Source organism: Bifidobacterium sp. SO4 (genome assembly GCF_018555355.1).
Lineage (GTDB): Bacteria > Actinomycetota > Actinomycetes > Actinomycetales > Bifidobacteriaceae > Bifidobacterium > Bifidobacterium miconisargentati.
Genome location: NZ_JAFEJP010000001.1, coordinates 358,206 through 371,962 on the forward strand (window position 1 = coordinate 358,206; position 13,757 = coordinate 371,962).

The following is a 13,757-nucleotide window of genomic DNA, read 5'->3' on the forward strand; positions in this document are numbered from 1 at the left end:
CGGTAAATCTCTGGTTGAAACGGAAACACGTCTCAAACGATTTTCAACCAGACGGTTCCTTCTGGAACTTAGAGGATGAACGTTCTTCGAAACCCGTCATTCAACCAGAGATTTTACATACCCCTTTTTTCCCACGCGACGAGCCTCTTGTCGGGATCGAACCGACGACCTGCCGCTTACAAGGCGGCCGCTCTGGCCATCTGAGCTAAAGAGGCGTGTTACCGAACATCAATCGTTCGGAACAAATGAATAGCATACCAGCAGTCCCCGAATGCGCGGCCGCTGTGTCGCCTATCGCCTCGGTTTCATGTCGATTCCGGCTGGACCGCCACATGCATTCGTCCGGTTGCATCCATTCGATTCCGCATTGCTGAACGCAAACAAAAAGGGGAAGCCGCGGACGAACCGCGACTTCCCCTTGCGCATGCCCCCGTTGCCCCGCACTGGGATTGGGCCGGGACCGGGCCGATTGTCAGGCCGTGATGTCGATGGGTTTCTTGCGGGAGCCGATCGATGGCATCTTGCCTTCCACGCCCACCTGATCGGAGTCCAGTCCGATGGCCTTGAGGAAGCCGTCCTTCAGGTCGAGGCCAGCCAGGGAGACGTTGTTGAGGGCCCAGTACTCGCCGTTGATGGTGAGCGTGGGGGAGGAGAAGCTGCCGGACGAGGAGAAGAGCTCCGGGCGCTGGATCGTGTAGTTGTTCGAGGCGGTGAGCCAGTCCACGTACTCGTTCTTGCCGCTGAACGCCGCGGCCGCCACGTCCTTGCTGACCCCGGCCTTGACGGCCTGCTCCTCAAGCTTGCTGTTGTCCACCGGCACGTAGTTCGTCAGCTCACCGGGCTGGAAGTCCTCGGCGTAGATGTTGGATAGGTAGTTCATGAGGTGGTTCGGGTCGCTGTCGTGCTCGGCGATGTAAATGGCGCCGTTAAAGGCGCGGTTGGAGTAGTTGTCCGAGCTCTTGTTGTCCTGGAAGTTCAGGAAGTGCAGCTCCAGATTGAGCTGGCCCGCGTCCATGAGCTTGACGAGCGTGGGGTCGAGCTGCCGGTTCACGGCCGCGCAGCCCGGGCACAGCGGCTCCATATAGATACCCACGGTGGGGGCGTCGTCCACGGACTTGCCGTAGCCCTTGCTGGAGATGGTGAAGCCGGCCTTGTCGTCGGCGTTGGCGGGCTTGGTTTTCACGGACTGCAGCGTCTTGTAGGCTTCGTTCACATCCGAGGCGGTGGTCTGGCTGCTGCTGGAATGCGTGGCCTTGTACACCGCGAATCCGCCGATGGCCACCAGCACCACGATGATGGCCACCACGATGCATCCGATGATGGTCTGCTGCTTGCGCTCCTTGGCCGCACGCTCGGCCTGGGCCTTCTGGGCCGCCTCCTCTGCCGCACGGCGCTCGGCGCGCGTGACGCGCTTGGCCTGACGCTTTGGATCTGCCATGAATCTCCCCCTGAAAACAGTTCGATGGATGGGCCCCATCATAATGGCCGGGCCTGAGGAAGCGGCCGCGAAGGTCGGCTCTGAGGTGAATTCTGCGTAAAAGTGCCGCCCTTGCTGTGCCATTTGAATGGCACAGCTTCCACAGCGTTACAGCAGCGGTGTCCAGTCGATCGGCTGGCTGGACAGCGACAGTGCGCCCAGCGCCACGAAGGCGATCAGCCAGACGACAATCAAAACGGCGTCCCGTCGTCCGCCCTTGGGAGCGGCGGCGGTATTCGGCGAACCGTTCGGCCCGAGCGCGGGGGACGCGGAGGCCAACAGCGCTTCACCTGCCGGCGTAATGCCCGCGGCCGCGGCCGAGGATGGCCTGCGGATGCCACGCAGCACGCCGGCGCCGAGACGGACCATCACAGCCCGAGGCCCGAACGCCGTGACCAGCCAGCCGGCCGCCGTGAACCCGCCCAACACCAGACCGGTCGGGGAGGTCGACATGTCGGTCAGCACCGGAATCGGCAGGGTCCACGGACCCGCGACCCAATCCACCGTCTCCACGGGCAGGTTGAGCAGCGCCGCGGCCAATGCCGTGCCGACTGCGGCGATCGTTGTCATCAATGCCAGTCGCGGCAGCATGAGTAGCAGTCCCTTGAGCAGATGCCAGGGGAGCGTGGCCGCGCGAATCAGCGAATCGGAGCCCTTACGTTCGCCGCCTCGCCGGCCCTCGCGCTCCAGCTGTGATTCGGCGTTGTATGCCAACGTGAGCAGCAGCCACAACACCGCGGCGGCGGTGAACAGGGCGATGACCGGTAGCACGGAGGCCAGCAGCGCCAACGGGACCGCGATCAGCCACAACGGCAGCGTGCCGCGCGAGAGGTATTCGCCGCGTCTCACGTCCGCGGGATTCGGCCCCGGCTGCGACTGGGCGAGTGTCTGCGCGCTTGTCTGCGCGATTGCCTCGGTGGGGGAGGCCTGCGCGGTCTGGTCGATGATGCGCTGCAATGCCGGCCGGATGGTCGGATCGGCGATTGTGGGCTGGGTATCGCCCACTGCGCCGTAGGTGGGTGAGCCGTAGACGGGCTGCGGCTGGCCATAGGTGCCGTACGGCGAACCGTTCGGGGCATACGCCTGCCCACTTTGCGCGCCCTGGCCCGTCTGCCCGTTCTGCCCGGCCAGTATGCCGCCGGCCTGCACGGGCGGGAATACGGAAGGCATGGGTTGCAGCGGTGCAGGCGTAGTTGCGGCCGTGGCGCCCGAAGGCATCACCGCGGTGCGTTCGGCCAACGGAACCGTCGCACCCGCCAACGACGTGGTCGCCACGGTCTCCTGCGATTGCAGGAACGCCGGCACATTGCCGGTCGTCCGTGCGGGCTCCCGCGAGAGCGCGGTCATGCCGGCCGTACGAGGTGCGTTCCCGCGTGCGCCGCGCACGGATTCCGGTGCCGCTGCGGCCGTTTGGGCGTCCGTTTCGGTCAGCACCCGCGTGCCATGGTCGGCATCGGTCGCGCGTCCCACCAGCGTGCGCGTGGGTGCGTCCGCACGGCGGGTACCGGAGGCGTCCGCCAGCGGTACCGTCGCGTTGGCGATGGTCGTGCCTGCCGGGGATGCGGGGAAGACGGTGGTCGCGGGAGCCCCCGCGGACAGCACGGTGGTCGCGGGGTGCGGTGTCGGCGGTGCCGGCGGTGCCGGCGGGCCTCCCGCCACGGCTTCGGCGCGGATGATGTCGGCGTCGTCCGCGGTCCGCCAGACCGTGCGGGGATTGTCGGGGTCAGCGCCAGCGGTTGCGCCGGAGGCCGAACCAAAAGGGGGCATCGCCTCGGTTCCGTCGGACGTTCCGGCTCCGACTCCGGCCAGCGCGGCCACGCCTCCCGCGATCGCGCCGGCACCGAACGGCCCGGCCTGCGTGCCCTGCCATGCGGCGGGATTGAGTGCGTCCAGGGCGATGGCGTGCAACAGCTGATCGGGCGTACAACGTTTGCTGCGATCCGGGCTGAGCGCCGAGCGGAAGGCCGCCAGCGTGCCGGCCGGCAGACCGGTAAGGTTCGCATTGCCCGAGGCCGCGCGCTCCAGCACCGCCATCATCGGCTTGACACCGAACACGGGTGCGCCGGTGGCCGCGAACGCCAGCACGGACGCCACCGACCACCAATCGGTCATCTCGTCCGATTCGGCGCCCTCGATGATTTCCGGGGCGATGAATCCGGGTGTGCCCATCACCAGCCCCGTGCGGGTCACGTGGCTTTCGCCCTCGCCCATCGCGATGCCGAAATCGACCAGCACCGGGCCGGACGCGGACACCATCACATTGGTGGGTTTGATGTCGCGGTGGACGATGCCGGCCGCATGCACGGCCTTGACCGCCTCGATGAGCTTGCGGGCCAGCCGTTCGAGATCATCGCCGATGTACCGGCCGTTGACGGCCACGTCATCCTTGAGGTTGCGGCCCTCGATGAGTTCGGTGACGATGAACGCCAGCGAATCGTCCAGCTCCATATCCACGATGCCGCACACGCCCGGATGGTTGACCTTCTTCAGGGCCATGGCCTCGCGGCGCAGACGTTCGCGCGGCGTCACGTCCGGCTTGAGATTAGGGTCCTGTTCCGCGGCCGGGCCCGCGCCCGCCGCCATCGCGTCGTCCGACTCCTCGGCCAGGGAATCACGCAGGATCTTCATCGCATACGTCTGGCCGCCGTCGTCCCGCACGCGCCAGACCGAACCCATGGCCCCCGAACCGAGGCGGGATATCAGCGTGTAGCCGCCCACCACTTCGCCCGGCTCAAGATTCAATGCGTTCAGATCGCTCATGCCCTCCATCCTAGCCGGGCCCCCGCTGGAGCGCCGTGGTCCTTTCGGATGAGCCGTTCTCGCGTCGAAAACGACCGTTCGCGCATTCCTCCTGTGCGTCGCGGGCGACGTGTGCTAGCAGATTATGCGCCCGAAATGACAGGATGGGGGTATCGCCTTACGCGGCGGATGCGAATCTGCGAACCTAAGGTCATCGGCATCAAGGATGTGCCGTCGGCCCCAAAGGAGAGCCGAACGGACGCATCCGGCGGCCAGCGTGGCTAGGGCAGTGCCACCGGGCCGCCGTTCGGATTCGATAACGATATCGGATTCGGGCAGGCATGCCGCGCAAAGGTAAGAATCAAGGAGGAGAAACCATGCTGCAGATCAACATGGCCGACGTATTGAACGTCATCGGTTCGCTGACGCCGTATCTCATCGCCATCGGCGTGCTGCTGGTACTGGCCATCGTCATCACGTTCGCCGTCAACAAGAAGACGGTGAAGGCCGTGGCCAACCGCAAGCTCATTCATTCCGAGTCCTGGCTTGTGGCGCTCGTCGGCGTCGTCGTGGCCGTGTCCATGATGCTGTCCGGCCCGCTGGCCACGCTGCTCAACAACGCGACCATCACCAAGTACTAGCTGTCCGACTCGACCGTGGCCGCCGCGAACAAGCTGGCCAAGGACGTGCAGACCGAGGCCGTCACCATGCTCAAGAACGACGACTCCAACCTGCCGCTGGCCTCCAAGAAGGTCAACGTATTCGGCTGGGGCTCCACCAATCCGGTCTACGGCGGCACCGGCTCCGGTTCCATGTCCGACCAGTACGAGACCGTCTCCCTGCTTGACGGCATGAAGGAAGCCGGCATCGAGACCAACAGCGATCTGACCAAGCTGTACACCGACTACCGCAAGGACCGTCCGGAAGTGGGCATGTGGGCCCAGGATTGGACCCTGCCCGAAGTGCCGGCCGACCAGTACTCCGATTCCCTGATTTCCGACGCCAAGTCCTTCTCCGACGAGGCCGTCGTGGTGCTCACCCGCGTCGGCGGCGAGGGCGCCGACCTGCCGATGGACATGACCGCCGACGGCATCACCTACACCGACAATTCCAAGGATTACAAGGACTTCCAGAAGGGCCAGAGCTTCCTGCAGCTCTCCCAGACTGAGCGCAACATGCTCGACCTGGTCACCAAGAACTTCAGCAAGGTCACGCTGATCTACAACGGCGCCAACACCTTCCAGTTCGACTTCCTCGCCGACTACCCGCAGATCAAGTCCGTGCTGTGGTGCCCGCCCGCCGGCCAGACCGGCTTCTCCGCCCTCGGCGAGGTGCTCGCCGGCGACGTGAACCCGTCCGGCAAGACCTCCGACACCTTCCTCAAGGACCTCACCAAGTCCGTTTCCTACAACAACTTCGGCAACTTCAACTACGACAACGCCGATGAGTTCGAGGTCTCCTTCAACTCCTTCGCCGGTGCCGTGACCGCCACCCCGAGCTTCGTGAACTACGTCGAGGGCATCTACGTGGGCTACAAGTTCTACGAGACCGCCGACGACGAGGGCCTGATCAAGTACGACGACGTGGTGCAGTACCCGTTCGGCTACGGCCTGTCGTACACGACGTTCGATCAGAAGATGGGCGACGTGACCTACTCGGACGGCAAGATCTCCTTCGACGTGACCGTCACCAACACCGGTGATGTGGCCGGCAAGGACGTGGTCGAGGCGTATTACAACCCGCCGTACACCGACGGCGGCATCGAGAAGGCCTCCGTGAACCTGGTCGCCTTCGAGAAGACCAAGGAACTCAAGCCGGGCGAGTCCGAGACCGTCAAGATCGAGTTTGACGACGACGACATGGCCTCCTACGACTCCAAGAACGCGAAGGCGTACGTGCTGGAGAAGGGCGACTACGAGGTGTCCATCCAGTCCGACTCCCACACCGTGATCGACGAGCAGACCGTGAACGTGCCGGAGACCATCACCTATAACTCCGACGACAACACCCACAACGGCGACAAGACCGCGGCCACGAACCAGTTCGACGACGCGGAAGGCGACGTGACCTACCTGTCCCGCGCGAACCACTTCGCCAACTACCAGAAGGCCACCGCCGCCCCGACCAACTTCTCCATGAGCGACGAGGCCAAGTCCACCTTCTACAACAACGGCAACTACGATCCCACCAAGTTCGACAACGCTGACGATCAGATGCCGACCACCGGCGCCAAGAACGGCGTGCGTCTGGCCGATCTGACCGGCAAGGACTACGACGACCCGCAGTGGGACAAGCTGCTGGACGAGCTGACCTTCGACGACATGGACAACCTGATCGCCAATGCCGGCTACGGCACCCAGGCCGTGACCTCCATCGGCAAGATCCAGGTGACCGACGCCGACGGCCCGGCCTCCCTGAACAACAACTTCACCGGCGTGGGCTCCATCGGCTTCCCGGCCTCCACCTCCTTCGCCTGCACGTGGAACAAGGACCTGGCCAAGCAGTTCGGCGAGATGATCGGCCAGATGGCCCGTGACATGCACGTGGCCGGCTGGTACGCACCTGCCATGAACATCCACCGCAATGCCTTCTCCGGACGTACCTTCGAGTACTTCTCCGAGGACGGCCTGCTCTCCGGCGTGATGGCCTCCAACCAGATCGCCGGCGCCAAGGAGAAGGGCGTGTACTCCTTCATGAAGCACTTCGCCCTGAACGACCAGGAAACCAACCGAGACCTGATGCTGTGCACCTGGGCCAACGAGCAGGCGATCCGTGAGATTTACCTCAAGCCCTTCGAGATGAGCGTGAAGGAAGGCGGCGCACAGGCCGTGATGAGCGCCTTCAACTACATCGGCAACACCTATGCCGGCGCCTACGCTCCGCTCCAGCAGAACGTGCTGCGCAACGAATGGGGCTTCCAGGGCTTCGTCCTGACCGATTACTTCTCCGGCAACGGCTACCAGAACGCCGACCAGCTCGTGCGAGCCGGCAACGACGCGATGCTGGCCACCACCTCCATCACCAACCACATCACCGACAAGTCCGCCACCTCCGTGAAGGCCATGCGTACCGCGGCCCACAACATTCTGTACACCGTGGCCAACGGCTGGCAGTACGAGAACGGCGAACCCGAGGTCGACACCCCGATGTGGAAGACCGCCATGTACGTGGCCTGGGGCGTGACCGCCGTCCTGGTGATCGCCCTTGAGGTCCTGACCATCATGAAGTTCCTCAAGCGCCGCAAGCAGGTCGTTGCTGCAGTGGCTCCGACCACTCAGGCCTGAGACCCGCGCGATGGCACGGATAACTGAATAACTGAATAGGCAAACGGCTCGTCCCAATACCGGACGAGCCGTTTCGCATATGCGAGACTGGAGAGAGATTTCCGGCTCCCCTCGCTGAGGACATTGCCGCAAAGCAAACAGCAGAGCTGTTTGTAGGCAATGTGCGAGACGACAGTCGAGCCAGAAAGACGCGAACGAAGTTCGTCCTCAATTGCAGGACGAGCTGTCGCCATAGGCGACTGAGGGGAGTCGCCCGATGTATTGGCTAGGAAAGGGAGAATCGCCGATGATTCGCATTGCCATCGTCGATGACGACGACACCGATGCCGCTCGTACCACCGCAATGATCGAACGATACTATGCCGAAGCGGGCGAGCGTGAAGACGGGGCGCGCGGGAAGTCCTACACCATCATCCGATTCACGGACGGCGAGTCCTTCCTGGACGACTACAAGGCCGAATTCGACGCGATGTTCCTGGACGTGGAAATGCCCGGCATCGACGGCCTCGAAACCGCGCACCGGTTGCGCGAGATCGACAGCCACGTCGTGCTCGTCTTCACCACCAAAATGGCCCAGTACGCGGCCGTCGGCTACGACGTGGACGCCATCGGCTACCTCGTCAAGCCCATTGATTACTTCGGATTCGCGCTCAAGATGCGCAAGGTGGAGGATCTGGTGGCCAAACGCCAGGGCGTCACCATCCCGCTCACCGTGGGCACTGGCACGCAGTTCCTCTCCTCGCACGACGTGCGGTACGTGGAAGTCCTCGGCCACGAAGTCATCTACCACACGGAACATGGGGCGTACAAAGTCTGGTCCAGCCTCAAGGAGGCCGCCGCGCTGCTGGAGCCCGTGCATTTCGCTGCCTCGAACCGTTACTGTCTCGTCAACCTCGAATGGGTGCAGGCCGTCAACGGCGACACCGTGGTGGTGGACGGCCAGCCCCTACCCGTCTCCCGCTCCAAACGCAAACCCCTCATGCAGGCCCTAGCCGCGTATTACGGAAGGTGAACGATCATGCTTGCTGACTGGTTCGGATACGGATTGTTTCCTTTGCTGCTGATGTGCGGCGCCGCGGTGTTCTCCAAACAGCTGATGTGGCGTAAAACCGTCTGGCTGCTGACCTTGCCGGCATACGTGATCATCGGTGACGTGCTGTATCAGCTGCTTATGGCGGTACTGTCCCACTTCGCCGCCGGGCACCTCGTCCAAGTGCTGTCGTTGACCGGCTATTACGCGATATGCGCGGCATCGCTCATCGCGCTGTTGCGCGAATGCACCAAATCAGCATGGCTGGAATCACTGGTCGTCGTTGCGGCGGGATACACCCTGCAGCATATCGCGGTGGGGCTTCTCGCATCGTTGACCCACTCTCCGCTGGGGTCTCATCTGACGTTCCTTCGTTCCCAGGCGGCCAGTCTCGCGTTTTTCGCGGTGGTATATCTGGTGGCCTACCTGATTCTGGGGCGATCGTTCGTCATCGAGTACGCGAAGGTTCGCAGCCGTGTCACCTGGGTTTTGATCAGCGTCGTCGCGCTCGCGTTCGTCATCGTATTCAACATGGTGATGCTGGACGGGCAGTCCGAGCAAGTCATGTTCGTCGGATTCAGCTACGACGCGATAACCTCCATGCTTCTGCTGGTCATTCTGGTGCTGATCTCCTCAAGCGACCATCTCTACGGTGACCTGGAAGTGATGCGCCAGCAGGCGAGACTGGCCGAACACCACCATGAGTTGGCCAAGGAGAACATCGAACTGATCAATATCCGATGCCACGATATCCGCAAGTCCATCGCCTCACTGAGCGGCGGCGGACTTACGGCTGACATGGCCAAAAAGATCGAGAACAACATCCGCATCTACGATTCCATGTTCCACACCGGCAACGAATGCCTGGACGTCTTATTGACGGAAAAGGGGCTGTACTGCACCGGCAAGGGCATCACCTTCACCTGCATCGCGGACGGCAGCCGTCTTGGATTCATGAGCGACGCGGACGTGTATGCGTTGTTCGGCAACATGCTGGACAACGCCATCGAAAGCGTGGATGCGGTCCGGCAGCCCGAGCGGAAGATCATCAACTTCACCCTCACGGCGAAAGGCGGTCTTCTGGTGGCGGAGGAGGAGAACAGCTATGCCCCCGAACGGCAGCCGGTCTTCCGTGACGGCCTGCCGCGCACCACGAAGGCCGATGCCTCAGAACACGGGTTCGGCACGCGGTCCATGGCCTGGCAAGTGCACAAATACCAAGGCGAAATGACCATGAAGGCCGAGGACGGCATCTTCTCCGTCAGCGTGGTGCTTCCCATCCCCGCGTGAAAGCGCGGTCCCTCCCATTCATGCGTTCGACTTGACCTCTCATGCAAGGTGCGCTGTGGCGGCAAGAGCAGATTCATATCCTCGGAATTGTTCACCGGCACAGTAGCCGAACGACAGGCAACGAAACCTGCGGCGGCTGTTGCGCCCACGCATAATGAGAGTTAAGGAGACCTGTCATGTTGGATATCAACATGGCCGATGTTGCCGCAGTCATGGGATCGTTGGTTCCGTATCTGGCAGCGGCCGGTGCGATTCTGGTGCTGGCTGTGATCGTCACGTTCGCCGTCAACAGGAAGACGGTCAAATCCGTGTCCGCACGCAAGCTCATCCATTCCGAATCCTGGCTGGTGGTGTTGGTGGCCGTGGTGGTTGCCGCCTCGATGATGGTGAGCGGCCCGCTGTCCACCATTCTGAACAATGCCTCGGCCAAGAAGTACACGCTGTCCAGCAGCACAGTCGCTGCTGCGAACAAGCTCGCCAAGGACGTGCAGTCGGAAGCGATCACCCTGCTCAAGAACGACGATGCGAACCTGCCGCTGTCCTCCAAGAAGGTCAACGTGTTCGGCTGGGGCTCCACCAATCCCGTGTACGGCGGCACCGGCTCCGGGTCTATGTCGGACCAGTACCCAACCGTCTCCCTGCTCGACGGTCTGCATGAGGCGGGCATCAAAACCAACACCGAACTGTCCAAGCTGTACACCGACTACCGCAAGGATCGTCCGGAAGTCGGCATGTTCAACGTCGATTGGACGTTGCCTGAAGTGCCGGCCTCGGACTATTCGGACAGCCTGGTCAAGGACGCGAAGGACTTCTCCGACGCCGCCATCGTGGTGATCACCCGAGTCGGTGGCGAGGGCACCGACCTGCCGAAGGACATGAAGGCCGACGGCGTCACCTACCACGACAATTCCAAGGATTACGAGGACTTCCAGAAGGATGACCACTTCCTGCAGCTTTCCCAGACCGAGAAGAACATGCTCGACCTGGTCACCAAAAACTTCGACAAGGTCACGCTGGTATACAACGGCGCGAATGCGTTCCAGTTCGACTTCCTTGATTCCTACCCGCAGATCAAGTCCGTTGTCTGGTGTCCGCCCGCCGGCCAGACCGGCTTCTCCGCCCTCGGCGAGGTGCTCAGCGGCCAGCTGAACCCCTCCGGAAAGACGTCGGACACCTTCGTCAAGGACCTGACCGCCACGCCGACCTTCAACAACGTCGGCAACTTCACCTACGACAACGTCGACGAGTTCGCGATGACCAGTTCCTTCTCCGGCCAGGACGTGACGCCTACGTTCGTCAACTACGTCGAAGGCATCTACGTGGGGTACAAGTTCTACGAGACCGCCGCCGATGAAGGCCTCATCGACTACGCTTCGACCGTGCAATACCCGTTCGGTTTTGGCCTGAGCTATACGAAGTTCACGCAGAAGATGGGCGACGTCTCCTATAAGGACGGCAAGATCAGCTTCGACGTGACCGTCACCAATACCGGTGACCGTGCTGGCCGCGATGTGGTGGAGGCGTATGTGAATCCGCCGTACACCAACGGCGGCATCGAGAAGGCCTCGGCCAACCTCATGGCGTTCGACAAGACCGACGAACTCAAGCCCGGCGAATCGCAGACCCTGTCCATCGAATTCGATGACGATGATATGGCATCGTACGATTACCAGAACGCCAAGGCCTGGGTGCTCGAACAGGGCGATTACGCGGTGTCCATCCGCTCCGACTCGCACACCGTGATCGAAGAGCGGACCGTGAACGTGCCCAAGACCATCACCTACGATTCCGACGACAACACCCACAACGGCGATCAGACCGTGGCCACCAACCAGTTCGATGATGCCGCCGGCGACGTGACCTACCTGTCCCGTGCCGACCACTTCGCGAACTACAGCAAGGCGACCGCCGCTCCGGCCAGCCTGTCGATGTCCGACGAGGCGAAGTCCAAGTTCATCAACAACGGCAATTACAAGGCGACGGACTACAACGACGATTCCGACGAGATGCCGACCACCGGCGCCAAGAACGGCGTGCGTCTGGCCGATCTGACCGGTAAGGAGTATGACGATCCCCAGTGGAGCAAGCTGCTGGACGAGCTGACCGTCGACGACATGGACAACCTGATCGCCAACGGCGGCTTCGGCAACGCAGCCATCAACTCCATCGGCAAAATCCAGCTGGTCGATGCGGATGGTCCTGCGGCACTCAACAACAACTTCACCGGCATCGGTTCCATTGGCTTCCCCGCCGCCACCGCGTTCGCCTGCACCTGGAACGTCGATCTGGCCCAGCGTTTCGGCGAGATGATCGCCCAGATGGCGCATGACATGCATATCACCGGCTGGTATGCGCCGGCCGTGAACATTCACCGCAACGCGTTCGCCGGTCGTACGTTCGAGTACTTCTCGGAAGACAGCGTGCTCTCCGCCGCCATGGTGTCGTCGGAAGTTGGTGCTGTACAGAAGCAAGGGGTGTATGCCTTCGTCAAGCACTTCGCCTTGAACGATCAGGAAACCAACCGCACCAACATGCTGTGCACGTGGTCGAATGAGCAGGCGATCCGCGAGATTTACCTCAAGCCGTTCGAGGCGGCGGTGAAGGATGGCCATGCCACCGCCATGATGAGCTCGTTCAATTACATCGGCACCACATACTCGGGCGCCAACGCACACCTGCTGCAGAATGTGCTGCGCGATGAGTGGGGCTTCCGCGGCATGGTGGTGACGGATTACTTCGGCAATTACGACCTGTTCCAGAACGCCGATCAGGAGATTCGCAACGGCAACGACCTCATGCTGGCCACGCTCGACGTGACGAACCATGTGTCCGATCGTTCCGCCACTTCCGTGAAAGCGATGCGTAATGCGGCGCACAACATCCTGTACGCCACAGCCAATAGCTGGATGTACGAGAACGGTGAGCCGGACGTTGATACGCCTCTGTGGCGCGTGGCCATGTATGTGGTCTGGGCCGTCGCCGCTGTGCTGTTCATCGGCCTGGAGACCGTCGCCATCCGCCGCTTCCTGGTCCGCCGTAAGCCGGTTGTGATTGTGGAAGCCGGTGACATCGATAAGTAGTGTCCGATCATCCTTGATGTGCACCTTGCCTGTTTTCTGCCTCTCGCGTTGAGCCGGTCCGCGTTCGTTGGCGGCATGGGGAAGTGGGGCAAGACAGGCAAGGTGGTCATCGCCCAGAAATCGTGTGCCGGGTTGTTCTTCTCCTGACCCGGACGCCGAATAACCAAACAACCAGCCGAATCCGAGCCGGCCATCACTGCCCAACCGATGGCCTCCCCGGATTCGGCTGGTTTGCGTTGTGCTGATGTGTCTGCGCAAATGAATTTATGGAGAACACGCCGATACGAGACAATTTTTAGGGCACTTCGCCGTGTTTGGTGGCGTTATATTGGCAGTAGCAGGGGCGAAATGGGCTGTTTGCGACACGCCGAGAGAACGTTGCTATGATGCGGTTTTTCGGGGTTTTGCCGTGCCTCGGTTTGCGTTTGTTTTTGGTTTCGTGTAAGTTATTCATTCGCTGCCGCTGAGCGGTTCGGATTCCTTCCATTTCAATGGTTTTCGTGGGTTCGGGTTGTTTTGTGTGTGGTGGTGGTTTGAGAACTCAAGAGCGTGTTTGTACTACTTCTTTATAGTCAATGATTGCCAGTATGCCTCAAGCCTGATGGTGTTTGCTGTTGGGTTCCCTGGGAGGGGTTGAATTGGGGTGTGGTTTTTGTGAGTGTGTCCTTTTCCTTAAAAGGATTGCTTGTCAATTTTGTTTTTGAGAGTCATTCAATGGTTCTCTTCATGATTTTTTTTGTGGAGGGTTCGATTCTGGCTCAGGATGAACGCTGGCGGCGTGCTTAACACATGCAAGTCGAACGGGATCCAAGCAGCTTGCTGTTTGGTGAGAGTGGCGAACGGGTGAGTAATGCGTG

General features: G+C 61.7%; 7 protein-coding genes, 1 tRNA gene and 1 rRNA gene. 6 read left to right on the plus strand and 3 right to left on the minus strand.

The annotated features are described in order from the left end of the window. Positions 1-141: 141 nt before the first annotated feature. The 3 genes from JS536_RS01430 to JS536_RS11740 all read right to left on the minus strand — a co-directional run bounded on the left by JS536_RS01430 (position 142) and on the right by JS536_RS11740 (position 4,246). Positions 142-215: transfer RNA gene (locus JS536_RS01430), tRNA-Thr, on the minus strand. Between the two features lie 257 nt (positions 216-472). Next, the gene (locus JS536_RS01435) at positions 473-1,438 is read right to left on the minus strand and encodes a thioredoxin domain-containing protein (protein ID WP_214355487.1); all 966 of its coding nucleotides are present in this window, start codon (positions 1,436-1,438) and stop codon (positions 473-475) included. A gap of 147 nt (positions 1,439-1,585) precedes the next feature. Further along, entirely contained in the window at positions 1,586-4,246 is a 2,661-nt protein-coding gene (locus tag JS536_RS11740; RefSeq protein ID WP_346427446.1) for a protein kinase, read from the minus strand. A gap of 347 nt (positions 4,247-4,593) precedes the next feature. Between JS536_RS11740 and JS536_RS11745 the strand changes: the two genes are divergently transcribed. The 6 genes from JS536_RS11745 to JS536_RS01465 all read left to right on the plus strand — a co-directional run. Beyond that, on the plus strand, positions 4,594-4,857 hold the full coding sequence (locus JS536_RS11745) for a hypothetical protein (protein WP_240544189.1): 264 nt from the start codon (positions 4,594-4,596) through the stop codon (positions 4,855-4,857). Next, entirely contained in the window at positions 4,858-7,500 is a 2,643-nt protein-coding gene (locus JS536_RS01445) for a glycoside hydrolase family 3 N-terminal domain-containing protein (protein WP_240544198.1), read from the plus strand. It begins immediately after the preceding gene. Positions 7,501-7,786: 286 nt separating this feature from the next. Further along, entirely contained in the window at positions 7,787-8,512 is a 726-nt protein-coding gene (locus JS536_RS01450; RefSeq protein ID WP_214355488.1) for a LytTR family DNA-binding domain-containing protein, read from the plus strand. Positions 8,513-8,518: 6 nt separating this feature from the next. After that, positions 8,519-9,820, plus strand: a complete 1,302-nt coding sequence (locus JS536_RS01455; RefSeq protein WP_214355489.1) for an ATP-binding protein — start codon at positions 8,519-8,521, stop codon at positions 9,818-9,820. A gap of 176 nt (positions 9,821-9,996) precedes the next feature. Further along, the gene (locus JS536_RS01460) at positions 9,997-12,900 is read left to right on the plus strand and encodes a glycoside hydrolase family 3 N-terminal domain-containing protein (RefSeq protein WP_214355490.1); all 2,904 of its coding nucleotides are present in this window, start codon (positions 9,997-9,999) and stop codon (positions 12,898-12,900) included. A gap of 735 nt (positions 12,901-13,635) precedes the next feature. Further along, positions 13,636-13,757 (plus strand): 16S ribosomal RNA (locus JS536_RS01465); the annotation flags it as partial.

Coding starts and splice junctions, on each gene's coding strand:
- JS536_RS01435 (WP_214355487.1), bottom strand. CDS start 1,438: ATGGCAGATCCAAAGCGTCAGGCCAAGCGCGTCACGCGCGCCGAGCGC.
- JS536_RS11740 (WP_346427446.1), bottom strand. CDS start 4,246: ATGGAGGGCATGAGCGATCTGAACGCATTGAATCTTGAGCCGGGCGAA.
- JS536_RS11745 (WP_240544189.1), top strand. CDS start 4,594: ATGCTGCAGATCAACATGGCCGACGTATTGAACGTCATCGGTTCGCTG.
- JS536_RS01450 (WP_214355488.1), top strand. CDS start 7,787: ATGATTCGCATTGCCATCGTCGATGACGACGACACCGATGCCGCTCGT.
- JS536_RS01455 (WP_214355489.1), top strand. CDS start 8,519: ATGCTTGCTGACTGGTTCGGATACGGATTGTTTCCTTTGCTGCTGATG.
- JS536_RS01460 (WP_214355490.1), top strand. CDS start 9,997: ATGTTGGATATCAACATGGCCGATGTTGCCGCAGTCATGGGATCGTTG.